Source organism: Rheinheimera pleomorphica, assembly GCF_011634895.1.
Classification (GTDB): Bacteria; Pseudomonadota; Gammaproteobacteria; order Enterobacterales; family Alteromonadaceae; genus Alishewanella; species Alishewanella pleomorphica.
Window position 1 is genome coordinate 323795 of record NZ_SIRR01000007.1, and the last position, 26986, is coordinate 350780.

The window sequence follows — 26986 nt, forward strand, 5'->3', positions numbered from 1 at the left end:
GCATTGACCCTTGGAGCTGACCTGACCCTTGGAGCTGACCCTTGGAGTGCGTGACCCGCCACTTAGGGCTTTAGGTCCAGTTCTCGCTCAAGGTCGTACTCTTCATTTTCGGAAATAATTTTCTCAAATATCACTGTGTGTAAGCCATCAACTACGGACGCTGCTTTCAATAAATCTGCCACTTCTTTCGTTTTCCGTGCCCGTGGTTGATAGAGCTCCGGTTTTCTAATGAATTGTATTTCTCCAAAACCACCTTTTCCGAGAAAAATAACAAAGCGCAAATAAAGACTATGTTCTTTTTTCACCGAGAACTGGAATCCAATTACAGATTGATCCGGCATTATTTTTATATCATGGGCCCAGTTCTTTCGAAGAGAGTCTAACCCATCGAAAAACTGTAAAAGCTTTCCATTGGGAGAGCGTTGAATCATGTCAAGATGTTCAAATTGGCGGATAAGTTTACTTCTGTCAGCCTTTTCTAGGTGAAGATAGAATGCTGTCAGGGCCTCGATTTCATAAGATCTAAGCCACTCGCAGTCTGAATATATCAGTCGCTTCAACGCTCTTAACATTTCTGATGCTATTGACATCCACAATCTCCAGAAGAAGTATTCGGTACAAGACTACCGGCTCCGATACCTGTACCTCCGCCAACCAGCGCGCCAGGATACTGATAAGGAACGCGGTCAAGCGCATGTAAAGACTGAGGGTATCGCTGCCCCCACTCATTTAACCGTCTTTGCCTATCTCCACGCATGTTTCCATAATAATATGAATCGTGTTTGTAATGTCGCTCTCTGGTTACATATCTACCATTCCATTTATTACCAGTTTGTAAAAACCACTTACCAAACTTATTGTTAAACAGTCGGCTATTACCTGCTCTTGCAGGAATCATATGGCTGAAGTTCATTCCAGAACCTTTTACATACTTCCCACCTGCTTGCCAGCCAATTTTTGCACCAAGACCAGCACCCAAGCCTCTTAACCCCCACATGGCAACGTTTTTCCATTTGACACAGCGGATGTCTCCACCATTTTGGTACAGTTGCCAGGCGAGATTGCCTGCTCCCAATAGTATTCCCCAAGCAAATTCACCTGTCGGGTCAACATAGTTCACCGGGTTGCCGTATACATAACCATAAGTATTCGGGCCATCAAATAACCCCAGCGGGTCACTCTGCAAGTACCGTCCAGTGGTGGCATCATAATCTCTGAAATAGTTATACCAGCTTTGTTTTTCTTCGTCCCAATATTGGCCGGGGAAGCCGATATTGAAATCGCCGATTGAGGTGCTCAGGACTGAACGGTCAAACGCCTCTAACTTCGCTTGCCAGACTACCGCCTGGCTTTGGTCGGTAATTACTTCCGGCCGGCCTAGGTGGTCGTTGTGTACATAGTACAGCTGGTTGTTGTGGATATAGCCCACCAGTTGGCCATACACATAGATATATTGCTTCATTGTGCCTTCGGCCAACAGCTGGCCATCAGGGCTGAAGATAAAGTGTGTGCTTACGCCGTTCACCGTTTTGGCGACCCGTTGGCCTAAGGCATTGTATTGGTAGGTACTGTTGCCAGCCTGCACCATACGGTTATCGTTGTTATACACGTAGTTAACCACGCTACCGTCAAAACGGGTGTCGCTAAGTACATTACCAATAGCGTCATAGCTAAAGCTGCGCTGCTGTTCGCCCCGGTTTACGCTTAACAAGCGGTTAGATAACGGGTCGATATCATACGTTTCGCTTACATTGCCGCTGCGGCTTAGGCGGTTGCCTAAGTTGTCGTAGCTGTAATTATCCTGGCCGTTGGCTGTGCTACTGGCTGAGGTTAAGCGGCTTAGACTGTCGTAACTAAAGCTTTGGTTTTGCGCAGTATTTAACAGGTTACTAATGCCGCTGATTTGGCTATTAGCGTAGCTGTAAGCCAGTTGCTGCACACCCGGCGTGCTAATGCCGGTAAGGCGGTAGTTTAAGTCGTAACTGTAGCTACGGTTTAAGCCATTACCATACTGCCAGCCGGCAATTGGGCCATAGGGCAGGGTGCTGATATTGCTCAGCAGGTTTAGCTGTTGGCCATCAATAGTTACTATTACTGCGCTTAGCTGATTGGCTGTGTTGTACTCGTAGCTTACCTGATTACCGCCAGGGTAGGTTAAGCTGCCGGGCCGCTGGTAACTGTCATAGGCCCAATTCAGCGTGTAGCTGTTGCCATTAATAATCGCCGTCTGGCTGCTAAGCTGGCCGGCGCTATTGTACTGCCAGCTGGTGCTGCCGCTATCATCGCTAATGCCGGTTAACTGGCCGGTAGCGTTGTTATACTGCCAGTTATGCACGCTGCTGTTGGCTTTGCTTAGCAAACGGCCCTCGCCATCCCAACTAAAGCTGGTACGAATACCACGCGCATCTGTAGCGGCAATAACATTACCCGCCATATCGTATTCATAGCCGGTAGTGCCGCTGTCCGGGCTAATTTGCGTATCCACATCCTGCAAAACCGACAGCTGGTACTCGGTTGCGTTGTCGCGGCTGTCGGTGACTTTATTTAACGCATCACCCTGCCAGTTGTATTCGGTAATGCTTGCATCCGGTGCTTGCTCGCTAATCAGCCGGTTAAGTGCATCGTATTGATAGTTGGTAGTATTGCCTAAGGCGTCGGTCATGGCTGTCATATTGCCATTGGCGTCGTAGCTGTAGCTGGCGGTAACATTGCCGTCAGCATCACTGATTTCACGCAGTTTACCCATTTCGGTATAAGCATAGTGCTGGCGGAAGTGTTCAGATATGCCGCTTATTGTTGCGCAGCGCACATGGCCAGTACCGGTTAATGGCTCTGTGGTTACCAGTAAACTTGTTGGGTTAGTGCGTTCTGAACAGGAGCCGGAGCCGAGCTGAATATTCTGATACTGGCTTTGCTGCACTATATTGCCCAGCTTGTCGCGTTGATAGATTATGGCAGCCAGCGCAGTATTGGTGCCGCTAATTAAACTGCGTTCTGCCGCTAAGCGGCCATTAAGATCATAAAAGTAGTGTGTGGTGTTGCCGGGGGTTGTTATCAGCGTATTAATCTCACCGAAGCGGTTATAGCTGTATTGATTACTTTGATAAGGCGTGTCTGTCATCTCAGCAGTGTAGTATTGCTCGGTTAGTACTTTACCGCGCTTATCATAAGTAAGCAGCAGTACCCTGCCATCGGCGTAATTGATTTTGCCCGCCTTGCCCAGTGCATCATACTCAGCATAAGTTGTTAACTCGCCGGTTGCACTGGTTTGGGTTAGCAGGTTGCCCTGAGTATCGAAACTGTACTCAGTACTATGATTATTGGCATCGGTAACTGTCAGAGCCCGGACAATATGGTTATCGTAATATTCATAGCTATAGCGGGTGGTGCGGCTTAAGCCATTGCTGGTTAGGGTTTCCGCGGTAAGGTTACCTCTGGTGTCATAACTAAAACTTTGGCGCATGTCATCACGTTCTATAGCGATAAGCTTATTGCCCTCTGGCTGCCATTCGTACTTGGTCTGGCGCGCTAAACTAGTGCCATCGGCTTCAGTAATGCTTTTAATTTTGTCATCGTCGTAGTACTCGTAACGGGTGGTGTTGCCATTCCAATCAGTGACAGTTTGTTTACGCCCTTTGCTGTCATAAGTGTAGTGTTGTGCGCCGCCACTGCAGTAACTGCTTTGTTGCCGTTCAATCCGCGCCAGTTTGTCGCTTTGCAAATCGGTGTAGTGATAGGTAGTCAGTTTGTCCAGCGGGTTAGTTACTGTGGTTTGGGCGGCCGAGTACGCAAAGCTGTGTTTATCGGTTCCTTCAAAGTGGCGGCTTTCTATCGCCCGGCCCTGTTCGTTATAGCTGTACCAGGCATAGCGCACGCCTTTTAACGAAATACCGGTTAGGGCACCAGCATTACTGCTGTCTTCATAATGAAATGTCTTAGTTTGCAAGTCAGGCCAGGTTACTGTGGCCAGATTGCCATGCATGTCTCTACGGAAATTATAAACATTACCCGCTTTATCAATAGCATTAATGATAAAGTCACCTACCCACTGGTAGGAAAGGGTATCACCATTAGAATGCATTTCTTTTATGACTTTGTTACCGCTATAGTGTAACGAGTGTGTAATACCCGAAGCGATTAATTCAACACCGTTTTCTGCGTGTTGAATTATCGTTGGCTTGTCACCAAATGATACTTGTACCAGGAAACCTCGCTCATTATAAATTTCAAATTGGCCACTTGCCCGCTGTAACTGCCAGTAGCCATGCGCCTCTTGAATGAGAATATCTTGAGAGTCATCGTTTGGTTTCCAGATGTCACGCATCTCACCATGCAGATAAACAACGCCGGCATACTGGTATGGAGTAAAAAATCCGTTTCGCTTTCTGAGTGCCTTGGCTTCAGTATCAAAAAACTGATGATATCTGCCGCCCCATCCTTTGTATTCGCTGGAATAATGCAGTTCTAATGTCAGCGGGTGTTGACCCTGCCCGGTATACAGCGTTTCGGAATGTAATTTAATGCCACTGCCAACAGATACCGGGTTGCCGATACAAACTTGTGGATCTGGTTTAGGAATTTGCTTCAGGCAAACTTTCGTTGAGCCAATATCATAGGGCAGGGTGAATCCGTCGTCAGGCCTGTCTCTGGGCGGGCATGGCTCATCTATCTTTCGCCACATTGCCACTTCAATGCCGGTGGACACCCCCATAAAATGGCAACCCTGATTGATAATATTTACAGACCATGGCATCGAGTATGCCAAGCCAACAGAGCCATATTCATTGTGGGAGGCATAAGAATATGTTCTGGTAGTTCGGCACCCCCTATAAGTTAACGAACGGGATATAAGATTGGCATATTCGGTAGCTGCTGCCTCTATGGACGCATGTACACCAGAGCTTGTTCCTCTATAACCAACGACATAGCCTACTTCAGTATTGGCAGCAGTTGCACAGTAATGCTTGCCATCCGCTTCTAAAAAAGTACTGCCATCAGGGCACTGCCCTTGTGCAAACGCGGCTGAAGCGGCTAAGCCAGTTGCCGTTATGAGTAACACAACTAAAAGCCTTAGTAACATAGTGTCTATCCCTGAGAAAATTCAGCCCGACAGCTTATAGCGGTATAAAAAGTTGCAGCAGGATTATAAAAGTTGCAAATTAAACGATGCTATTAATAAAAAGTAAATAGATGTTTGGGGCGCCGGTAAGGCGCTGAGATAGTGAAGGCTGGAATGGACGTTACGGTTTAGCTCAGCTGCACCTGTACCTGATAATTGGCGGTAATTTGCGTAATCGCCTGCTGCATATCACCGTCAAAGTCGGCGCACAGTTCAGCGTAGCTGTGGCGCAGTTTTAGCCGCTGAGTGGTTTTAACAAAGCGCAGCACTTCTTCTTTGCTGGTTAAAATAAGCCGTGGTACCCGGGCGTTATTGCCTGCTGCGTCTTTGGCAATCATGGTAAAGTACGAGGAATTACAGTGCTTTACTTTACCGGTTTGAATGTTTTGCGCTTCCACCCGAATGCCGACCACCATCGAGCTGTTGCCAACAAAAATAACTGACGCTTTTAACGTCACCAGCTCACCGACTTCAATCGGGTTGAGAAAATCAACCCGGTCGACCGAGGCGGTAACGCAGTATTGACCGCTGAATTTAGAGCCACTGGCAAAAGCGATTTGGTCCATCAGCGACAGTAAATAGCCACCGTGGATTTTACCGCTGAAGTTAGAATGTGATGGCAACATCAGCTGCGACAAGGTGACACGCGAGCTGCTGCTTTTTTTATACAATTCTGTCATGGGCTGTCGGGCTTAGGTTTGGGCTTGAGCTGTTTGTGCCAGTGTAGCAGCTTAATTCAGCTGTTGCGTCAGTGGTTTGTCCTGCACCAGGATCCAGGGTGAAATCACCACGGCCCACAGTTCGGCTTTTTGCTGATACCACTGCTGCGCCTGCTGCTCGCTGGTGCGCCCCACGCTGCCGCTGGCCAGCCAGTCGGCTACCCGGGCTTTATCATCACGGCTAAAGGCAAAAGCCACCTCGACCAGATCCAGCTCTGGCGCGACGCTGATAACACTGCCGGCAGCGTAGAACTTTTGCAGTTCCAGCCAGTTAATACGGGCGGTTTCGCTGATAATTTTCGCTTTAATCAGCTCGGGGTTGTGCTCATCATCAATTAAATGGGCGTCCGGTGGAGTAATGGCAGTCATGCTTATTCGGCCTCGTCGTGTTGCTCGGCTACTTGTGCCGCGCTTAGCTCGTGTTTTTTAAGGAGTTTATAAAAGTCGGTACGGTTGCGCCCGGCCAGTTCGGCGGCGCGGGTTACGTTGCCTTCGGTCATTTGCAACACGCGAATTAAGTACTGGCGCTCAAACTGATCGCGGGCTTCGGTTAAGCTGGGCCAGTAGCTGCTGTCCTGCGACAGCGCCTGTTCTACCTGGGCGGCACCAATAACCGGGCTGTGTGTCAGCGCCACACATTGCTCTACCACGTTCACCAGTTGGCGCACATTGCCCGGCCATTTAGCGGTGGCCAGCAGCTGCATGGCATCATCTGAAAAACGGGTTACGTCTACCTGATGGCGCTCTACGCTTTGCTGCAGCACATGGCGCGCCAGCAGTGGAATATCTTCCGGCCGCTGCTCCAGCGTGGGCAGTTGCAGGTTGACCACATTCAGCCGGTAGTATAAGTCTTCACGGAAGCTGCCGTCCTGCATGGCTTGTTGTAAGTCGCGGTGGGTAGCCGATAACACCCGCACATTGATCGGGATAGTTTTACTGCTGCCGACCGGGCGGATTTGCCGCTCTTGCAGCGCGCGTAGCAGCTTTACCTGCAAGGCTACCGGCATATCACCAATTTCGTCTAAAAACAGCGTGCCGCCGTCCGCTTCGCGAAACAGGCCGCCATGCTCGGTGACGGCGCCGGTAAAGGCGCCCTTGGTATGGCCAAACAGCTCAGATTCCAGCAAATGCTCGGGCAGGGCGCCGCAATTAATAGCAACAAAGGGTTTGCCGGCACGCGGGCTGGCGTTATGGATGGCTTTGGCCAGCAGCTCTTTACCGGTGCCGCTGGCGCCGGTGATTAGCACGCTGACATCGCGCTGCGCCACACGATAACTTTGTTCCAGTAGCTCTGCCATCAGCGGCGAGCGGGTAATAATGTCCTCACGCCATTCGGCTTGCTCCGGTACCGACTGATGCACTGCATTTTGCAAAATATCGCGCAGCTCTGCAGTATTCAGCGGTTTGGTTAAAAAGCCGAACACACCACGCTGAGTGGCGGCAACCGCTTCAGGAATAGAGCCATGTGCTGTCATCAGCACCACCGGCAAGCCGGGGTAGCGTTTGGCAATTTCATCAAACAAACTCATGCCATCCAGCCCCGGCATGCGTAAATCGCTGAGAACGACATCGATACTGTGCTTGGCTAACAGCGGTAAAGCGGCCTCTGCACTGTCGGCACTGATCACCTGATAGCCTTCGCCTTCCAGCCGTAAGGTTAATAAACGCAGCAAGCTGGGATCATCGTCTACCAGCAATAAACGCGGTTTAGGGTTGGCCATTGTTATCCTCTTGCACCACGGCAGGTTGGTTTAACTGGGCTTCTATCTGGGTGAGCGCATCAATTTTCTTTTGCAGCTCTTTGTTGGTTTTTTGCAGCCGGTCAATATTGTCATGCTGCTGGGCATTAAGCCGGGTCAGCGCACTAACGGCCGATTCGGCTTCCAGCAGTTTTTGGTTAAACGCCAAATCCCAGCTGAGCAGTGCCGCTAACGGCGCTGGCAGCGTAGCCAGCTGCTCAGCTAACTGCATCTGCACGCGCAAGCGGCTAAGGTAAGGTGTGTCCGGGTGTAACTGCAGTATGGTGCGCTTTAGCTGCCAGACGTCGTCCTGTGCCGTGTCGGCATTGAGCAGCTCGCGCTCTTCGTTAATGCGGTTTAGCATGCCGGCGCGGTAATTTACCCAGGCTTGCAACGTTGCGGCATCGTCGCGGATCGCCAGCGGTGTGGCCACCGGCTCAGGCTCGGACAATGCCACGGCTTCCGGTTCAGCCTCTAGCGGTTGAACCGGCGCCGGCTGTGTTGGCGCGGGGGCAGGCAGCAACTGGCAGCCGGTTAACAGTAGCAGGCTGGCAAGGATCAGACGGGTTTTCATGCGGGTTTTTCCTCTAACAGTGGTAGCCGCACCCGAATACAGACGTCGGCATAAATCACATCTACTATATCGGCATGGCCGCCCAGCAAGCGGGCGCAGTCGGCGACGATCGACAACCCCAGCCCCGAGCCTTGCACCGCGTCAAACCGCGGTGTAGTACCGCGCTGAAAGGGTTCAAACAGTTTCTCGCGCAGTGCGGTCGGAATAGGGTTACCGTTATTGGCAACATCTAGCACCAGTTGATGCTCCTGTTGATACAACTTTACCCATACCGGGCTGTTCTGGCTGCCATAGGCCTGGGCATTGTTAATAAGGTTATCCAGTATACGCCGGAATAGCGTGGCGTCGGTATAAATAGCACTGAGCTGGCAGCTTAATTCTATGTTTTGGCCGCGCTGTTGCAGTGACAGGGCATGGTCGTTAAAACAGTCGTTAAATAATTGCTGTGGTGAATGCCAGTCGGGTTCTGGCTTGGCTTGCTGTAGCAGGCGGTTGTAATCCAGTAACTGCTCGGTTAGTACACTTAAACGGTCGGCACTGCCATTGAGCAGGCCTACCACTTCCAGTTGCTGAGCATTAAGCGGGCCAACCAGTTGCTCGCTTAACAATGAACAGCCTTCGCGAATGCTGGACAGCGGGGTTTTTAACTCATGTGAGGCATGGCGCAGTAAAATAAGCCGCAGTGCTTCCAGTTGCTGTAAGCGTGAGCTGAGCCAGCGCAGCTGCTCGCCCAGCTCTGTTAACTCGCGTGGGCCGGTGAGCTTTTCATCCGGAAACTGATGCTGCTGACCAATGGCGCGGATCATCTTATCCAGTTTGCGTACCGGCGCGGTTATGCGGCCCGAGGCCCATAGCACCAACAGTAAGGTTAACAGCACCAGGGCGACAGTTTGCCAGGCCAGTTGTTGTTGGCTGGCGACGACAAAGCGCTGTTGTTGCTGCAGGTTTTGCTCCAGCAATAACCAGATCTGCTGGGTTAACTGCTGTTGCTGTAGTCTGAACTGTTGCATTACCGGTTCCAATTCAGTGCTGCTTAAGGCGCTGAAGTTATCCAGTAACAAGGTTAGCTGATACTGTTGTTGCTGGCACAGCTGCGGCTGGCCAACGTTGTCGCACACCTGCTGTAGTAAGGTATGGTAGTTGTCGAGATGACTGCGCGCCACCCGGGCCAGAGCAGCCGTTTTAACTACGGCATGCTGGCGCACGGCACGCTCTATATCGACGACCAGGTTTTGCATATTTTCAGCGCGGCGCACACTGGCGACAGAGGTTTCTGCTTCGGCCACCGCATTTTGACTCACCCCGCTTAGTGCCTTGTGGCTTTGCCATAGCAATACCGCCACCGGAATAAGGGCGAGGAAAAAGCTCAGTAATACCAGTTGGCGTAGAGACGCAGTTTGCAGTGAAAAGCGCATAGTATGATGTCTTAATGCTAAGGCCTGTAAGCATACCTTATTTTAGTGGCAAAAAAAAAAGCCATTGGCGGCACAAAAAAAAGGCCAGTGGGGTGCTGGCCTGACAAAAATTCAGCCTTGCGGCTGAACTCATGGGATCGTGACGGCCTAAGCCGCCTCTGCCAGATAAGGCGTGGGGTAAGCGGCTTGCGGTTGTAGCAGTGCCGGTTGTGTTGTTGCCAGTTGTGCCTGCTCCCACGCCAGCACGCTGTCGTTGTGCAGGTTTACCCGGCGTAGCATCGTAATAACGACGGCCACATTAGCCAGCAAAAACAGTACGGTACCTAATAAGAATAAATCCATAACCACCTCCGTTAGGTGCAGCCGTTACGTCATTTGGCTGCGAAAACACGGTTTGAGGGAGAATGTGGCAAAGGCAGTTTGCTGTAACTTGCACTTGCGACATTCTCCTGTAACGTCGCGTGGCCTAACTAATACAAGAGGTGTGCCAAGCTGTGAAAATAATTTTATATTAAATAAAAACAACAGCTTATTTGTTATTGCTATCAGGGGGGAAGTGACAGGCCGGTTTAACTGTCGCCATTTGGCTACAGTTAAACGGCTTTAAATGTCGTTATGTTTAAATTCAATGACTTAGAGTGTATGCTTTTTGCGACAAACTATTTAACTATTTGAATTTATTTAGATAAATCCATAGCGCTGGGCAACGCGGTCAAAATACTGCAAGCACTGCTTGGCGTATTCGCGTTTTTCGACATAGCTACCGGGGAAAAAGCTCTTTTTAAAGCCGTAGGCGACCATGTCTTTCAGACGCTTTAGCGGTATATCAAAGTTATCCAGCGCCAGCTGATATTCACGGCTGACGGTGGTATTAGACACCAGGCGGTTATCGGTACAAATAACGGTAGCCATACGGTTATTCAGCATGTCTTTAAACTTGTGCTGCTTAATATCGCTAATGGCCGGATTGGTTTGCAGGTTGCTGGTTAAGCACACTTCAATGGCAATGCGCTTGTCGGCTATGTAGGAGGCAAGGTTACGGATATAGGCGGCTTTGTCGCTAATGTTGGTATCGCTAATCATGTCCGGGATAAACATCGAATAACCATGGCCAATACGGTCGGCGTAGCACTCGGTAATGGCTTCAAATACGCTTTCTGCGCCATAGGCTTCACCGGCGTGCAGGGTTTTTAATAAAAAATGCTGATGGGCATACTCGTACACCTCTTTAAACTTGCTGGCCGGGTAACCACTTTCCTGCCCGGCCAGATCCAGCCCAACAATCGGCACGCCCTCTTCATCGCGCAGCCGCACACTGGCGCGCACCAGCTCCATCGCTGCCAGCTTGATAACGTCCATCGGCGCAAAGTCACGCATCAGCTGAAACAGGTTGGTGTAATAGGGCGAAAAGCCTTTATCGCCAAACATGCGCATTGCACAGTTGATAATGCCATAGGCAAAAGGCGGCTTCTGCCCGCTTAACACTGGCTCAGAGCGGTTGTATTCGCTCATGGCACGTTTTAAGCCGTTGTTTACCGCATGCATGACGCGGTCAAAATCGATGCCATTGGGTAAATCTATCAACAGCTGCGGCGCAAAACGTACTTCAATATAGTTAACCCCTTCGAGCTGGTTATCAATGGCCAGTTCATAAGCGGCACGTTCTAAATTTTCCATATCGCGCAGCACCGCACAGGTGTACTGAAAGCAGTGCAGATACTCGGCTAAGTTGTTGTACTTTTCTTTAAACACAAGTTGTTTTAAGCCTTCTACCGTATCTGATGGCAGTTTAGTGCCGGTGCGCTTGGCCATCTCAATCAGACTGCTAAGGCGCAGGCTGCCGTCCAGATGCAGGTGTAAGTCGGATTTGGGCATTTCTTTGATAAATTCTGCAGAATAACGTGGCATAGCGGCTCCTTTACTCAGTCACAGATAAGTGTACCGCAGTTTTCGCGCTTTTCGTCGGGAAAACGCGGCGCTAACCGGCTTAAACTGTTGCAGCTGGTGAAAAACTGGCTTACAACAGCAAGATAACAACAGGGAGATCACATGAAATTAGTTCTATCTGCACTGGCGCTGGCCGCCAGCTTAACGAGCCCTTTGGCCGCAAAAACCGATAACGTCAGTCAGGGCCGGCAGCTGGTTACGGCTGACGACTATCAGGTGTTGTCGCCTCGCGCGCGTATTGCACCGGAAAATCGCATTTTAACCGAGCGGCTGCAAAACCTGTTACCGCAGCTGATGGCCGAGACAGAACTTGATATGTGGCTGGTGATCAACCGCGAATACGCTGAAGACCCGGTGTATTTTACCTTAGTGCCGCAGCCTACTTTTGCTGCAAGGCGTACTACTATGCTGCTGTTTAATCGCAAAGCGGACGGCAGCATTGAAAAGTTGTCGGTTAATCGCTATCCGCTGGGTGCGCCTTATGAGTCCGCCTGGGCCGGTGGCAATCTGGAGCAGCAATGGCAAGCGCTGGCGGCGGAAATTATTAAACGTACCCCCGAGCAAATTGGCATTAATGTGTCTGAGCACTGGCCGGTGGCCGATGGTTTAACCTCAGGCTTGCATCAGCAGCTGTTAAAGGTGTTGCCTACGGAGTATCACAACCGCCTGGTACCGGCCGAAAAATTAGTGGTGCGCTGGTTAGAGCAGCGCACCGCAGCAGAGCTTGAGCTGTACCCGCAAGTGGTGAGTTTAGCCCGCAGCGTCATTGCCGAAGCCTTTAGCAATAAAGTGATTACCCCCGGCGTAACGACGACTGACGACGTGGCCTGGTATATTCGCGAGCGTTTTGCGCAGCTGGATTTACCGGTTTGGTTTATGCCTTATGTTAACCTGCAGCGGCCGGGTGTTGCCTGCGAGGCGGATAACCCGTTTTGTGGTACCAGCGGTATTATTCAACGTGGCGATGTGCTGCATACCGATGTCGGTATTTGTTATCTGAAGCTGTGCACCGATACCCAGGAAATGGCCTATGTGCTGCAAAACGGCGAAACTGAAGCGCCTGCCGGCTTAAAAGCGGCACTGGCTACCGGTAGTCGCTGGCAGGACTTATTAACCGGCGAGTTTAAAACCGGCCGCAGTGGCAATGAGATTTTAGCGGCAACGCATAAAGCGGCGGCTAAAGCCAAAATTAACCACAGCACTTACACCCATGCACTGGGCTTTGTTGGCCACGCGCCGGGGCCAACCATAGGTATGTGGGATAATCAGGGGCCGACGCCGGTGCAGGGCGACTGGCCGCTATACGCCAACACCGCTTACGCTATTGAAGGCAATATCAAACAGGCCGTGCCAGAGTGGCAACAGCAGCTGGTGCAAATCAAGCTGGAGCAAAGCGCCTATTTTGACGGCAAACAGGTGATTTACCTGGCTGGCCGGCAAACGCAGTGGCATCTGATCCGCTAGCAATATTTTGCTGCACCTCAGGCTGAGGTGGCAGAGGCGTATTTGTTAATATTGGCAAACGCCAGCAAGATGTCTTTGGCATAACTTACTCTGGGGTGCTTTAACGCCCCTTTGCGCCATACCAGATAAATAAAATTTTCCGGCCCGGGCTCACCAAGGTACACCAGCTGGCCCTGTTTGACTGCATCACGGCACAGATAATCCGGCAGTACGCTGTAACCAACGCCTGCTTTAACAATGCCGGCAATAGCGCGGATATCCGGGCAAATAGCGGCTATTGGCGACTGACAGGGCGCATTAAACACAGCATTAAAATAATGCCGGATTAACGGCAGTGTCGGGTCGTAACTGATCACCGGATACAACCTCAGCCGCTCAGCATCCACGCTTTGTTGCAGCAAATGTGAACCCGTAAAGCGGTTGGCTACCAGCATTAGCCGTTCGCTATCAATAATCTGATAATCATACAGCGCCGGATCGGGCGCGGACGCGGTAATGGCCAGTTCCGCTGTACCTTCGGCCAGTAGCTGATAAATACGCTCTTTATTGCCTAAATGCACGACTAAATTAACTTCGCCCGCCTGCAACAGGTTAGCAAACTGTGCACCGGCGATCTGGCTGATATATTCCGCTGGCCCAGCAATGTTCAGCGTACCATAGACTGCATTATTGCGATTACGCACCGACGCCAGCTTTTGTTCTACCGCATCTAAATGGGCTGATACCTGCAGTGCCAAATCATGTGCCGCCGCCGTCGGCTCTACACCTCGGGCTTTGCGTTCAAATAAGGCAAAGCCCACTAATGACTCAATGCTTTGAATATGCGCGGTTGCGGCCGGTTGCGACAAACCCAGATTAGCGGCCGCCCGGGTAATAGTGCCGCAGCGGTAAACCTCGACAAAGGTGCGTAACTGCACAAAGTAAGACATCGCATCAGCCATCAGATATATGATGGCTGATCATAAAAGCGCTGAATTCTACCTGCAAGCTAATTCTTCTACACTTAGCGTCACACCCTGCCCTAAAGGGCTTACAGAAACACAAATGAGGCTAATGATGTTTAAACAAACCCTTTTCGCGATAGTGTTAAGCGGCAGCCTGACGCAGGCGGTGTTGGCACAAGACAGTAAAGGTCAAATTTTGGTGTTGTTATCCAGTGAAAGTCAGATGGCGTTACAGGATGGTAAAACGCTGAGTACCGGCTATTACCTGAATGAGTTTGGCGTACCGGCCGATGCTTTTATACAGGCTGGCTACGAGCTGGTGCTCGCCACACCAAAAGGCAACGCACCGGTAGTCGATGAAAAGTCGGTTACCGTACAGTATTTCGGTGGTAGTGAGGCTGAAATGCAGCGTATTCAAAAGGTTATTGCTTCAATTGAGGGCATTGATGACACCCTATCGTTACAGGAGGTGATTGCTGACGGCTTAGAGCAATACGAGGGGGTGTTTATTCCGGGCGGGCATGCACCGCTGATTGACCTGGCCAATAACCCTGAAGTAGGCACGATTTTGGCGCATTTTAATGCAGCCGCAAAACCCACAGCCGCCATTTGTCATGGCCCGATAGCGTTGTTATCAGCACAGCAAAACCCGCAAGCCTTTCAGCAAGCACTGGTGCAGCAACAACCGGCAAGTGCTAATAATTGGATTTATGCCGGTTACAAGATGACAATTTTCTCTGATGCAGAAGAGACGGTATTTGAAGCCTCGTTAAACGGCGACACGCTGCAGTATTACCCGGGCAAGGCGATGCAGCAAGCCGGTGGCAACATGCAATACAGTGAAGCCTGGACACCGAATGTAGTGGTAGACCGTGAATTGATCACCGGACAAAACCCGTTTTCAGATAAAGCCCTGGCCGCAGCCATGTTAAAACAACTTGAGCAAGCGGCGCATTAAGCGACACAGCAGGAGTATCGATGTTAAATTTTAACTTTAAAAATCAAACTGAAATCTTATTTGGTAAAGGCCAAATCAAAGAGGCGAAAAGCCGCTTGCCACAAGATGCCAAAGTGCTGTTTTTATATGGCGGCGGCTCCATCAAGCGCAACGGCGTGTACACAGATGTGCTTAACCTGCTTGACGGTGTGCAGTTTGAGGAATTTGCCGGCGTAGAGCCCAACCCAACGCTGGAAACTCTGATGCAGGCGGTGGAGCTGGTACGCAGTAAACAGCTAAATTTTATTCTGGCGGTCGGTGGCGGTAGCGTTATTGACGGTGCTAAGTTTATCGCCGCTGCCGCAAACTTTGACGGCGAGCCGTGGGATATTCTGGCCAAAGGCGCGGCCTTTAGTTCGGCGCTGCCGATTGGTGCGGTGTTAACCTTGCCTGCCACCGGCTCTGAAAGTAACGGCAATTCGGTGGTGACTAATAAAGCTACTTCGCAAAAACGTGCTTTTGGCTCAGATTTAGTGCAGCCGGTATTTGCCGTACTCGACCCGGTATACACCTATTCATTGCCAGCGAAGCAAGTGGGTAATGGCGTGGTAGATGCCTTTGTGCATGTTATCGAGCAGTACCTGACCTACCCGGTAAATGCGCCGCTGCAAGACCGCTTTGCCGAGGGCATTTTACAAACCCTGATTAGCGAAGGGCCCAAAGCACTGGCGACACCAGAAGATTATGACGTACGCGCCAATGTGATGTGGTCGGCGACGATGGCGCTTAACGGCTTAATTGGTAAAGGCGTGCCGCAAGACTGGGCTACCCATATGATTGGCCATGAACTTACCGCCTTGTTTGGCTTAGATCACGCGCAAACACTGGCGATTGTGTTGCCCACCTTAATGTACGTGCAGCGCGAGCAAAAACGACAGAAACTGCTGCAGTTTGGTCGCCGCGTGTTCGACATCAACAGTGGCAATGAAGATGAACTTATTGATAAAACTATTAAAGCCACGCAGGACTTTTTCGAGCATATGGGCGTAAAAACCCGTTTATCGGATTACAACCTGACGGCTGCTGACATTGATAAGCTGGTGGCTAACCTCGAGCGTAATGGCATGACAGCACTGGGTGAACACGGCGATATTGATTTAGCCAAAGCAAGGCAAATTCTTACCTTAGCGCTGTAAGTGACATACCGTGCACGGCCATAACCTGTGTATGGCCTGTAATATTGGCCAGGTTTGCTGGTATGTTGCAATAGGTTGTTGTTTCAACTAGGCTTTAGAGCGTTATATCGCCCAAATACCAACCTGAGGTAGGCCTAAATGAAAAAAACTTCCGTTGTTGTTAGTACCTGTGCCGCACTGTTATTTACATGCTGTCAGGTGTCAGCAGGCCTTTATGGCTCTGATGAAGTCGTTACCCAGCAGCAACACCAGTACAGTCAGCAGCAAGTGCTGGCCTTGGTGGATAATGCTGAAGTACAGCAAAAGCTTATTGAATTGGGTGTTAATGCCGATGATGCCAAGCAGCGTATTGCCGCCATGACCACCGCGGAGCTTGACGCACTGAATAACCAACTGAACGAGATGCCAGCCGGCGGTATTGTTGGCACTATTGTTACAGTACTGGTGGTAATAGCGGTACTGGATGTACTGGGCATTACTGATGTGTATCCGTTTATCCGTCCGATAAACTCTTAATAGGTGTTAGTCTTACTGCAACAGACCAGCCTGCGGGCTGGTTTGCTATTTTTGCTGGTGCTGTTAACGGCTTGCCAAACGCCACCACAAACCCGGCAGTTGCAGAGCAGCCCGCCCGATATCGCCCGTCAGCATCTTATTGCGCAGGTGCCGTTTTATCCGCAACAGGACTACTTTTGCGGCCCGACAACCCTGGCCGAAGTAGCCGGTTTTTATGGCCTAAACACCAGCCCTGAGGCGATAGCCCCTAATACCTTTATTCCCGGCCGCCAGGGCACCTTACAAATTGAAATGGCCGCTGCCACCCGGCAACTGGGTATGCTGGCTTATGTGCAGCCGCGTGCCACTATGGCACAGCTGCTAAGCCTGGTTGCAGAGAATATTCCGCTAATTGTACTGCAAAACAACAGCATCGCCTGGCTACCACAGTGGCATTATGCGGTGGTGATCGGCTACGATCTGGACAGGGCAGAAGTAATACTCCACACCGGTGTTACGCCCAGTCACCGGCTTAATTTTTCCACCTTCGAGCGCACCTGGCGCCGCGGTAACTACTGGATGCTGGCCATGTTACCGCCGGATAAAAGTAGCGCGCAGTTAGAGCCGTTTTTATATACCAAAGCCAGTCAGGATTTACTAAGCAAAGGCCAGACAGGTGCAGGCCTGACAGCGCTTGAAAGCGCGACACAGCGGTGGCCGGATTACTGGCTAGCATATTTTTTACTGGCGAATCATTATTTTACTGCCCAGCCCACAGTGGCGGCTAACTGGTTTGAAAAAGGTTTGCCTGCCGCTCAGCATCAGATAGCGTATTTAAATAACTATGCGTTGTTGTTAAGCCGCCTGACTTGCCACGAGCAAGCCAGCCACCTGATTAACCAAGCACTGCAACTGTCGCCAGAGGACAGCAACCTGCTTGATAGCCAGCAGCAAATTATGGCAGCCGCACCGCAGAGTGTTGAGGGAGGAAGCGCTTGTAAGTTATTTTTAGAATAAATTTTTTATTTTTTATAGCTCTATGAAATATTGTTTGACACTGCAGTGAAAGCCTATACACTGGCCAGGCTTAATTAGCTTGTTCAATATTTATGCAACGCCTCGAATGTTACTGCCGTTTAGTACCTCCTCCTGTATTCATAAGTTAAAACATCTCTTGCAGCACACTCGCCTGCTATCAGGCACATTTAATCTATTTAATACAGGTATATACCATGTCTAATACAACTACCGGCACAGTAAAATGGTTTAACGAAGCTAAAGGTTTTGGTTTCATTGAACAAGCTTCAGGCCCTGACGTTTTTGCTCATTTCAGCGAAATCGCCAGCACAGGTTTTAAAACGCTGCAGGAAGGCCAACGCGTACAGTTTACTGTTAGCGCCGGTCAAAAAGGCCCGCAAGCGTCACAAATCTCAGTAATGTAATCTTGCATTACATAACCTGAAACAGCAGCTGTGCTGCGTTTAGGTTAACCACCAAAAAGGCTACGCCATCGCGCTAGCCTTTTTTGTTGGCTGAAATTCAACACCCAAGGCGGCAGCCGCAAGCGTTGTTCCCCCCTGATTAAAGCCAAAATTGGAGCAAAACGTTATTTTCGGCCAAGATTTGGATCTGACCCTCAGTGTTCCCCTGTTTTACCGCATTGATAACGCAAAAACGCGTGGCGAGTTATTTCTGCTAATGGACAGCCGGCAGAACCTGCAAAAGCTGTTGTTTGAACTGATGCTGCTTGATTGATGGGGCTAGTGACAATTTTATCCTCAACATTCCTAAAAATTCTATCTCGCCTTCATCACCGATAATTGGTGTTGCAAACAGGGCTACAGCCAACTAACATTCACTCAAATTTAACAATTTATTTCAAGGACGAATGATGGCAATTGAAATTTGTATCACAACCGACCCCGTTTCAAAAGAGTGGATCCCATGCCCCGCTGGTAGCCTGTTAGATGAAACATCTATAACTGAAAAAGCCACCCTTCCCGCTGGAACGCCGTACATTACCAGGACGGATAAAAGCGTGGGTGATGATGCTGACGCCCTGCGTTTATTTGAAATGTTAAAACAAGTGTCGCCATCTGAACGCAGAAATATTGCGCGTTTAAACAAAGATTTTGGCACTGGTGTCGTCGATGCACTGGCTGATTTTTATCAGCTGCAGTTAAAACCTGCGCTACTGACAGCAAACCGTTTTTTGAACACACCAAGCGGCAAATTGTTGCTAAAAGAGACGCCAGGGGCTATTGGCGCTATGGCCACAGTACTTGAGAAGCGCTTACAAGGTTTCTCTGCCAAAATAGCTAGTTATCAGCTGGCATTAGAGCAATATCGGGCTGCATATTTAACCAAAGCACCGGCTGCACAGCGTAAAGCATTGGCAAAACAGGTTGGCAAAGCACAAGCCAATGTTAATCGCTATTTTCAAGGCGAAATTAAACGCATACTGGCAACGAATACTGCCAAAAGCAGAGGTCGGGGTACAGTATGGAGTAACCCGGAACGCGCCATGGGCTTGGCGCGTGGCAGGAAAACAGATGCGGCGATAAAGTTACAAAGTAGCCACAATTTTAAACGGGTACAGCAGTTCCAGCGCGTTGCCAATGTTGTTGGCAAGAATTTGATTGCGCTTGATGCCGGTACGCGCATTTTGCATGTGTATGGTGTAAAACAAAATGAAGGTGACTGGCAGAAAGAGTTAGCAAGAGAAATGGCAGGGCTTGGGCTCGGAGTAATCGCAGGTTCTATTATCGGTGGTGAGATTGCAGCAGCGCTGACTATCGCATTAATTGCGACACCCTATGGCTGGGCCATAGCAATTGTTGGTGGAGTTATAGCGGGTATAGCTGCAGCAAAATTGTTTGATGCTGGTGGTAAACAGCTGGCAGATTATTTATGGCACATTAATTCTGCCAAGGGGTCACATTAATGCCTGAGAAAATGCTTGATATTGCAACATTGTCTTTTGGTGTATGTGTTATTAATTGGCTGTTATCTGCTGTGTTTTTTATTAGATATTCAGTAAATTACATAGACAACGAGCTAGATCGTAGAGGTGCTGGTCGACCTGAATGGGACGGAATTGGTATTAGGGTTGGTATTTATGCGTTGGCGATTCTTTCAACGTGGTTTGCCAGGACGCCAATGATTCCAGGTGCTGAGGTCCGGGATATTGCCCGGCGCAGTGATTATTACCGGGCACTATGGTTTCAGCTGTCTTTAATAACAGCGGTAGTGTCTGCTGTGTTGTTATACCTGCTTATCCCGGCCTAAGTAGGCTGTGGTTAGTTTGGATCTGAAAGATGCTCTGGCTATTCTAACTGCCTTATTTCTCGTCAGTTGGGGTTTGGCCACCTTATTATTCGGCAGAATTTCGCTTAAATATCTAGATAGCGCTTTGGCCAAACAGGGTATTGCGCCTCCACTCTGGGATGGTATTGGTATACGACTTAACTTGTACTCGTTTGCTTTAATTTCCAGTTGGTTCGCTAAGTCACCTTTGATACCAGGTGAAGCTATAAGGCAGGTTGCCAGGCGTAAAGATGGGTATTTAGCATTGTTTTACAATATTTCCGCTTGGCTCTTTTTTATCTGCGCACTTAGTTTTTATTTTGTCCCAGATGCTTAATATTGCAACGCGGTCCTTTGGTGTATGTGTTATCAATTGGCTGTTACCTGCGGTGCTTTTTATTAGATATTCAGTAAATTACATAGACAACAAGCTAGATCGCAGAGGTGCTGGTCGACCTGAATGGGACGGAATAGGTATCAGGGTGGGTGTTTATGCAATGGCAATTCTGTCGAAGTGGTTTGCCAGAACGGCAATGGTCCCTGGCCCTGATATTCGTGATATTGCCCGGCGAAGTGACTATTACTTGGCGCTCAGGTTTCAGTTGTCTTTAATAGTAGCGGCAGTGTCTGCTGCCGGAGAGTTCTGTGCGAAACAGTTTAAGAGATATAAAACATCTGCTCACTTATGGTGGATATCCATCGCAGATTGTAGAAAAGAGAGATGCTCAGTGGGCAGGTGAATAAAATGGTATACCAACTTAAGCACGATCCGAAAAATTATAAAGCATTGCAGCTTGACGTTATGACAATAACGGAGCAGTTAGGCGATTTCAGCTTGATAACGACATTGATGAACGCACCGTTAACTGGTGAGTCGTTGGCAAGTAAATGGAAATGTGTAGAAACATCACTGCAAAGTTTGTCTAAAAGTGGAAACAAGATACCGGATATCTCTCTGTGGGATAGCCAGGGTTTATATCTTTCTAGCAAAGCCTACGACGCGTTAGGTGACGCACTAAAAAGTGACGGAGAGTTCTTGTCGATTAAGGTAGACGGTGAACCTGCGTACCTCTTCAACTGCCAGGTATTTGGGCAAGAAGATATCTCACTAACAGAACGAAAATATTTAGATGGTGAGCCTGATGGTGTTGTATCACTGGTCTTTGATGAAGCTGATTTGGCGAATAACAGTAGATACGTATTTAGATCGAAGATGCAAGGTTGTACGATTCTGTATGCAACAGAGCGCTTCAAGCTGTTAATTGAAAAACGTAATTTGACCGGCATTAGGTTAGACAGCCAGTTGCTTAATATATTCGATTAAGGTGAGAGTGCAACGCTCAAGAGCGATTTCAGGTCAGTGCAGGAATGATGATCTGCCAGAGGAAATATTTTTCAATCGATTAAGCGCTACAAAAATTAAACTTAAAAAATGCGAACATCCCAACTATATCGCGCAGGAAGGGACTAGTAAAACAGAGAGTACTGCATGATTTATCGTTTAAAACGACAAGAAAATATCCATGAGCTCGTACAGCTTAGAATAATTGAATTGGCAAAACTGCTTGATGACACCGATTTACGTTTTACTAAGCGTATTTTTAACAGTTGTATGCCAATATCAGATCGATGGGTAAAGCCAAGTTGTTCAGCACACCCATCTTTTAAGGATGTGGCAGCACCAGATATTACTTTTTGGAGTAATTTTCTGGCACTCAACCCTAGAGCCTTCGAGGCACTTGCACCTCATATCAAAAACGATGGCGAGTTTTTGCCGATTGACGTTGAAGGCCATTCAGTAATCTTGTTTAACTGCACACAGTCAAGCACTGAAGTCCCTGGACTGAGTTTGATTAAATACGAAGAAGGCTTTCCAAATGGACTTAAAAGCTTAGTGTTTGATGAAAATGACGTGGCTGGTAAAGTTATATTTAAGTCTGCTCTAGAAGGCTATAAAGCACTTTTCATAACTGGCGTTTTTAAGAAAATATGCGAAGAGAGCGCCCTGACTGGTGTATGGTTCGACACGGACTTATTAAATATACTCAGTCGTCAGGTCACGGCTTAGATCATATGTGACTGGAGTTTATGAAACCAGTCACTCTGTAGTTCATACATGAAGCTCATCTCGTCGTTATGGGAAAGAGCTGTTAGCCAAAATCTGAAATGCTTAGGACATACTAAATTTACTTTCTAGAGTTTTGCGTCTTGGGTCACTTTCTGACTCATGCTCTTCACATAGCGGTGGGCAAGAAATCCATCGCTATACTCATTTAGTCAACTTGGTTGATAAGCCCAACGAATTTAAGGATAAAGACTTTTAATAAATGGTGCCCGGGGCCGGACTTGAACCGGCACGCCCTTTCGAGCGAGGGATTTTAAATCCCTTGTGTCTACCGATTTCACCACCCGGGCAGAGTCGTTGCGTGAATACGCTTGGTAAGACGGCGCGCATCTTATGTAACCTGCTGCCATTATGCAAGCTATTTTCGCGATGCTTGTTGTGGTTAACGATAAATACCCGTTTTAGTTACTTATATTTCAACACCTTATTTGATTTCACTGCTAGGCTTGATCTATACCTTAGTTGAAAACTCTCTGCAGTTACTGCGACGGAGCCGCTATGCAACAGCTGAAACTACGCACCGTGTTTATTGCCTTTGTTACCCTGGCGCTAACCTTGCTGACCTTGGTATCCACCCTGATTAACATTAACCAATTCTCGAACCTGTATTATGGCCAGACCGAGCGTGAGTATTTGCCCAACAGCGTTGGCCGCATTGCTGAGCAGGTGCGATCGGAGCTGATGTATCCTATTACCTTATCGGAAAACCTGGCGGCTAACAGCCTGCTGCATAACTGGATGCGCGATGGCGAAACAGCAGCGGCTAACCATGAGCAGGTGTTGGCTTATTTTAAACAACAGCAGCAGGATGCCGGTGCTGCAACGCTGTTTTGGGTGTCGGATTACAGCAAAACCTATTACACCGAAGCGGGCGTGTTTAAAACGATTTCGGCAGCTGAGCCTCGCGACAGCTGGTTTTTTGACTTTTTAAACAGTACGGCCAGGCGCGAGCTGGCGCTGGATGCCGACGAACGCAGTGGCAAACTAACCTTGTTTGTTAACGCCGCAGTAAAGGTGGATGGTAAGCGAGCGGCTGTCGCCGGGCTGGGGTATGACGTGTCGGCTATTGCCAGCCTCGTGTCAGAGTACAAGCTGGGACAAAATGGTTTCTTATTTCTGGTTGATGGCAATGGCATGATGGTGGTGCACCGTGATTTGTCGCTGGCGCGGCAGAATATCCAGCAATTGCCGCAGTATCAGCCAGTTGCGCAACAGATTAAGCAGCAAAGTACCGGCTTTAGCCTGCAACAAACTGATCTGAACAATGAATCGGTGTACATCGGCGTGCAGGATATTCGTGATACCGGCCTGAAGCTGGTGGCGGTATTGCCGGCGCAGGAAATTAGCAGCGCGATAAACCGGGTGATTTCCTTTTCGGTGATTGCCAGCCTGCTGCTGACGGCGCTGTGTATCGTCTTAACGGTGATCTTTGCCAAGTCGCTAAGTAATTCGATTTATCAGGTGGGCGAAAACCTGTTGCAAATGTCCGGCGACGGTGGCGACCTGACCAAACGGCTGGACGACAGCCACGACAATGAACTGGGACACCTGGCCAAAGGCTTCAACGCCATTATCGGCAAAATTCGTCAGTTGGTAGCAGAAATACAACATACTGAAACCGCGATAAAAACCGGTATTGAGCAGCTGGCGCAACTGGCCAATGATACCTTTGCATCAACCGAGTTGCAGCGGGCGCAAACCGATCAGGTGGCCACGGCCATTACACAAATGGGCCAGACCATTTCAGAAGTGTCTGGTATTGCCCATCGTACCGCGCAGGACACCGAAGCTGCAGTGCAGGACACCCACAGCACCAATGACAATATGGCGCTAACGTCGCGCACTATGCAGCAGCTAAATAGCGTGATGGGCGATATTGAAAAAACCATTGTTGATTTTGCCAATCAGGCGTCGCAAATTAACTCTGTAGTGGAAGTGATTAATGCCATCTCTGAGCAAACTAACCTGCTGGCGCTAAACGCAGCGATAGAAGCGGCCCGTGCCGGTGAGCAGGGGCGCGGCTTTGCCGTAGTGGCCGATGAAGTGCGCAATCTGGCGAAGCGCACGCAGGAGTCGACGCTGGAAATTCGCGATCAAATTACCCAGTTACAACAAACCGCACGGCAGTCGACGGCTGCCATTCAACAAGGCACTGCCAGTAGTCAGCAAGTCGCGGATCATACCGAGCAGTCTGCGGCAGCACTTGGCAGTATCAAACAAAAGTTTGAAGCGATCAGCGCCGGTAATCATCAGGTGGCCGCCGCCACCGAAGAGCAGGGCACAGTGGTAGAGCATATTAACCAGTCGGCGCATTTAATCTCCGACAGTGCCGCCAGTATTCATCACAATGCCGAGCAGCAATTAACCGCCATCGCTTTACTGCAGCAGCGCGCTGAGCAGCTGCGTAATCTGGTAACACAATTTAAGGTATAGCACATGAATAAACACCATCTGGCGATACTGCTGGCGGCCGCCAGCTTACCACTGCAGGCCGAAGTGTTGTGGCAGGATTTCAGTGTCAGTTATTTAAATGGCAGTAACTACCGGGTCGATGGCCCGGATAAACAGATCCTGACCTTTGAGCACGTGGCCGGCACCAGCTGGGGTGACAGTTTTTTCTTTCTCGACCACCTGCGGGGCGATAATGGTAGCCGTGACAACTATGCCGAATGGTCACCCAGATTAAGCTTCAGTAAGCTCTCTGGTCAGCCACTGCAGTATGGTGTGATTAAAGATGTGCTTTTTACCAGCACGGTAGAAATGTCAACGCTGCGGACAGATTTTTTGTATGGCGTCGCCACTGATTTAGCGGTGCCGGGGTTTAGTTACCTGAACCTGAATTTCTACCGTCGCAACAACGATGGACTGGCCGATAACTGGCAACTTACTACCACCTGGGCCGTACCGTTTACGCTGGGTGGGCAGCAGTTTTTGTATGATGGTTTTCTTGACTGGTACAGTACCACTGCAGATCAGCGCGCCAGTATGAATATGACGTCACAGCTAAAATGGGCGCTGCACCCGCTGTTTAATTTAAAAAATAAACTTTATGTTGGCGTTGAATATGTGTACTGGCGCAATAAATACGGCATTGCCGACAGCCCGGCGTTTCGTACTAATGAGTCAAATGTGAATCTGTTGGTGAAAGCGCATTTTTAATCTGTTTGCGCCAGTGGCCGCACAGCGATGTTGATATAAATGCCTGACAGCAAGCGATTTACTGATTACACTTGGCGGAACTATCTCAGTTTGCCAGCCTGGGCGCTATTTGCGGTAAGCTGAGCCGATTTTAAATAGGCGTGGAGCACTATGCTGTCCGGGAAACAAAAACGTGCGCTGGCAGCAACGCTTGTTAGCAGTCTGTATCTTTTGCTCAGTATCGCCATTGTTGAACAAATTCTGCATGCCGAACGCGCTAAGCAGATGAATCTGGCGCGCAGTAACGTTAATTTGCAGCTGATGACAGCAAAAGGGGCTTTGGAATCGGCCGTGGTATTGGATGCGTATGTCGGCAACAGTGTGGCAACGCTGGCAACTGTAGCGCCGGATGTAGTAGAAAAAAACTGGTCCGTTATCGGCCGCCAGTTTATGGAAAAATCGACCCATGCCCGTTCTGTGGCGCTGGCACCCAATGACGTTATTGCTTACATCTACCCGCTGCAAGGTAATGAAAAAGCACTGGGACTGGATTTACGTAGCCAGGCCGAGCAATACAACACTATACAGCAAGCCCGTAACCGCCAAACTGTAATGATTGCCGGCCCGGTGAGCCTGGTGCAAGGCGGTATGGGCGTGGTGGTGCGCTATCCGGTATTTAGTGATTTTCCGGAAAACCACCACTACTGGGGTAATGTCAGTGTCGTGATCGACTTTGAGCAGCTAATGCAGCATGCCGGTGTGGCCAGCATTAACGGCGCGACGGTTGCCATTCGCGGTAAAGATGCAAAAGGCGAACAGGGCGAGGTGTTTTTTGGCGATAACACCCTGTTCAGCCAGGCTGATCTAACGTTACCGATCAACCTGCCCAGCGGCAGTTGGTTGCTGGCGGCGAAATACCAAGACCACGCCTTAGCGGCAAAAGGCACACAAAGCTACATTATTCGTGCCACGCTCTACCTGCTCTGTATTATTTGTTATATCGCACTGTTTTTGTTTTATCAGTCATATAAGCGCTCAAGAAATTATGCCTACTATGATGAGCTGACAGGGTTGGCAAACCGGCGTATGGCAATGCAAAAGCTGTCCGAGTTAACGGATGAAGGTACTGCTAAAGCGCAATATGCACTGCTGAATATCGATTTAAATCATTTTAAGCAGGTTAATGACGGTTATGGCCATGCCGCCGGTGATGCGTTGCTGCAGTTTGTTGGCCAGCAGCTGAAGCGGCGGCTGCGCAGTTCGGACTTAGTAGCCCGGATGGGCGGCGATGAATTTTTAGTGGTGTTATACCGGTTAGAAACGTTAGCCCAGGCACAGATGCAGGCGAACAAGCTGTTACAACACTTTGCAACGACCCGTTTAAGTTGGCAAGGTACTGAATTTACTGCCTCGTTAAGTATCGGCGTAGCGCACAGTAATGAAGTAAACGGCAATGTTGAAGCCTTATTAACCCTGGCAGACAAGCGTATGTATCAGCATAAAACCGCCCAGCAATCCAGTGCGGGGTAGGCGCATCATATCGTTGTACTAGCTGAAAAACCTTGTTAAACGTGTAGCACGGCTTTTTGTATGAGCTAAAGTTTTTTTCCATTTAGCCATCTATACTGTTGCAGTTAAAAAATAACCATGCTATTACTAATGGCGTTTTGCTAACCAACGTTACTAACAGAGCAATCAATGAATTTTAATCGTCGCGTTTCTATTATTAGCCTCCTCGTGCTCCTCACCGGCGCGCGGGGTGTCGCTTATTGGTAAAAATGTAACGAACCGATAACGAAAAACCCCGTGCCACTGGCCGGGGTTTTTTGCATTTTAAGCCCCCGCCATAAGTTGCCACCGACCGACTA

Annotated in this window: 23 protein-coding genes and 1 tRNA gene; 13 read left to right on the top strand and 11 right to left on the bottom strand. The window is 49.3% G+C overall.

Features of this window, described 5'->3' with window-relative positions:
• Positions 1–62: 62 nt before the first annotated feature.
• The 9 genes from EYB30_RS08460 to EYB30_RS08500 all read right to left on the bottom strand — a co-directional run bounded on the left by EYB30_RS08460 (position 63) and on the right by EYB30_RS08500 (position 11474).
• Positions 63–590 (bottom strand): hypothetical protein, encoded by a 528-nt coding sequence (locus EYB30_RS08460; protein ID WP_166838481.1) that lies wholly within the window; start codon positions 588–590, stop codon positions 63–65.
• Entirely contained in the window at positions 581–4753 is a 4173-nt protein-coding gene (locus EYB30_RS08465; RefSeq protein WP_166838482.1) for an RHS repeat-associated core domain-containing protein, read from the bottom strand. The genes EYB30_RS08460 and EYB30_RS08465 overlap by 10 nt, the downstream gene beginning before the upstream one ends.
• Before the next feature lie 494 nt (positions 4754–5247).
• On the bottom strand, positions 5248–5799 hold the full coding sequence (locus EYB30_RS08470; protein WP_166838483.1) for an acyl-CoA thioesterase: 552 nt from the start codon (positions 5797–5799) through the stop codon (positions 5248–5250).
• Positions 5800–5850: 51 nt separating this feature from the next.
• Positions 5851–6207: a DUF2288 domain-containing protein gene (locus tag EYB30_RS08475; RefSeq protein WP_166838484.1), complete on the bottom strand. Its 357-nt coding sequence runs from the start codon at positions 6205–6207 to the stop codon at positions 5851–5853.
• Positions 6208–6209: 2 nt separating this feature from the next.
• Positions 6210–7559 (bottom strand): sigma 54-interacting transcriptional regulator, encoded by a 1350-nt coding sequence (locus tag EYB30_RS08480; protein WP_166838485.1) that lies wholly within the window; start codon positions 7557–7559, stop codon positions 6210–6212.
• Positions 7546–8151 carry a hypothetical protein gene (locus EYB30_RS08485; protein ID WP_166838486.1) on the bottom strand — a complete coding sequence of 202 codons (606 nt, stop codon included), beginning with the start codon at positions 8149–8151 and terminating at the stop codon, positions 7546–7548. Before EYB30_RS08485 ends, EYB30_RS08480 begins: the two co-directional genes overlap by 14 nt.
• Positions 8148–9566 (bottom strand): sensor histidine kinase, encoded by a 1419-nt coding sequence (locus EYB30_RS08490; RefSeq protein WP_166838487.1) that lies wholly within the window; start codon positions 9564–9566, stop codon positions 8148–8150. The genes EYB30_RS08485 and EYB30_RS08490 overlap by 4 nt, the downstream gene beginning before the upstream one ends.
• Before the next feature lie 147 nt (positions 9567–9713).
• A complete protein-coding gene (locus EYB30_RS08495) occupies positions 9714–9908 on the bottom strand; it encodes a hypothetical protein (protein WP_166838219.1) in 195 nt (64 codons plus the stop codon).
• Positions 9909–10247: 339 nt separating this feature from the next.
• A complete protein-coding gene (locus tag EYB30_RS08500; RefSeq protein WP_166838488.1) occupies positions 10248–11474 on the bottom strand; it encodes an adenosine deaminase family protein in 1227 nt (408 codons plus the stop codon).
• A 141-nt stretch (positions 11475–11615) separates the two neighbouring features.
• Here EYB30_RS08500 and EYB30_RS08505 point away from each other — a divergent pair, with 141 nt between their 5' ends.
• Entirely contained in the window at positions 11616–12977 is a 1362-nt protein-coding gene (locus tag EYB30_RS08505; protein WP_166838489.1) for a M24 family metallopeptidase, read from the top strand.
• A gap of 17 nt (positions 12978–12994) precedes the next feature.
• On the opposite strand, the gene EYB30_RS08510 is transcribed toward EYB30_RS08505, so the two are convergent.
• Positions 12995–13906, bottom strand: a complete 912-nt coding sequence (locus EYB30_RS08510) for a LysR family transcriptional regulator (RefSeq protein ID WP_166838490.1) — start codon at positions 13904–13906, stop codon at positions 12995–12997.
• 124 nt (positions 13907–14030) lie between these two features.
• Between EYB30_RS08510 and EYB30_RS08515 the strand changes: the two genes are divergently transcribed.
• The 9 genes from EYB30_RS08515 (at position 14031) to EYB30_RS08555 (ending at position 21923) form a co-directional block, all read left to right on the top strand.
• On the top strand, positions 14031–14879 hold the full coding sequence (locus tag EYB30_RS08515; protein WP_206674598.1) for a type 1 glutamine amidotransferase domain-containing protein: 849 nt from the start codon (positions 14031–14033) through the stop codon (positions 14877–14879).
• Between the two features lie 20 nt (positions 14880–14899).
• Positions 14900–16054 carry an iron-containing alcohol dehydrogenase gene (locus tag EYB30_RS08520; RefSeq protein ID WP_166838491.1) on the top strand — a complete coding sequence of 385 codons (1155 nt, stop codon included), beginning with the start codon at positions 14900–14902 and terminating at the stop codon, positions 16052–16054.
• Positions 16055–16192: 138 nt separating this feature from the next.
• Positions 16193–16570 (top strand): PA2779 family protein, encoded by a 378-nt coding sequence (locus EYB30_RS08525; RefSeq protein WP_166838492.1) that lies wholly within the window; start codon positions 16193–16195, stop codon positions 16568–16570.
• Positions 16571–16573: 3 nt separating this feature from the next.
• Positions 16574–17566: a PA2778 family cysteine peptidase gene (locus EYB30_RS08530; protein WP_166838493.1), complete on the top strand. Its 993-nt coding sequence runs from the start codon at positions 16574–16576 to the stop codon at positions 17564–17566.
• Between the two features lie 215 nt (positions 17567–17781).
• Entirely contained in the window at positions 17782–17991 is a 210-nt protein-coding gene (locus tag EYB30_RS08535) for a cold-shock protein (RefSeq protein WP_068236331.1), read from the top strand.
• A 596-nt stretch (positions 17992–18587) separates the two neighbouring features.
• The gene (locus EYB30_RS08540; protein WP_166838494.1) at positions 18588–19493 is read left to right on the top strand and encodes a hypothetical protein; all 906 of its coding nucleotides are present in this window, start codon (positions 18588–18590) and stop codon (positions 19491–19493) included.
• Complete coding sequence (locus tag EYB30_RS08545) at positions 19493–19837, top strand: hypothetical protein (RefSeq protein WP_166838495.1); 345 nt, start codon at positions 19493–19495, stop codon at positions 19835–19837. Before EYB30_RS08540 ends, EYB30_RS08545 begins: the two co-directional genes overlap by 1 nt.
• A gap of 763 nt (positions 19838–20600) precedes the next feature.
• Positions 20601–21179, top strand: coding sequence for a hypothetical protein (locus tag EYB30_RS08550; protein ID WP_166838496.1), 579 nt, complete (start codon positions 20601–20603; stop codon positions 21177–21179).
• 165 nt (positions 21180–21344) lie between these two features.
• Positions 21345–21923, top strand: coding sequence for a hypothetical protein (locus EYB30_RS08555; RefSeq protein ID WP_166838497.1), 579 nt, complete (start codon positions 21345–21347; stop codon positions 21921–21923).
• Positions 21924–22183: 260 nt separating this feature from the next.
• On the opposite strand, the gene EYB30_RS08560 is transcribed toward EYB30_RS08555, so the two are convergent.
• Positions 22184–22270, bottom strand: a tRNA-Leu gene (locus EYB30_RS08560).
• 208 nt (positions 22271–22478) lie between these two features.
• Between EYB30_RS08560 and EYB30_RS08565 the strand changes: the two genes are divergently transcribed.
• The 3 genes from EYB30_RS08565 to EYB30_RS08575 all read left to right on the top strand — a co-directional run bounded on the left by EYB30_RS08565 (position 22479) and on the right by EYB30_RS08575 (position 26648).
• Positions 22479–24413, top strand: a complete 1935-nt coding sequence (locus tag EYB30_RS08565; protein ID WP_166838498.1) for a methyl-accepting chemotaxis protein — start codon at positions 22479–22481, stop codon at positions 24411–24413.
• A 3-nt stretch (positions 24414–24416) separates the two neighbouring features.
• On the top strand, positions 24417–25139 hold the full coding sequence (locus EYB30_RS08570) for an outer membrane protein OmpK (RefSeq protein WP_166838499.1): 723 nt from the start codon (positions 24417–24419) through the stop codon (positions 25137–25139).
• A gap of 150 nt (positions 25140–25289) precedes the next feature.
• On the top strand, positions 25290–26648 hold the full coding sequence (locus EYB30_RS08575) for a diguanylate cyclase domain-containing protein (RefSeq protein WP_166838500.1): 1359 nt from the start codon (positions 25290–25292) through the stop codon (positions 26646–26648).
• Positions 26649–26986: the final 338 nt, after the last annotated feature.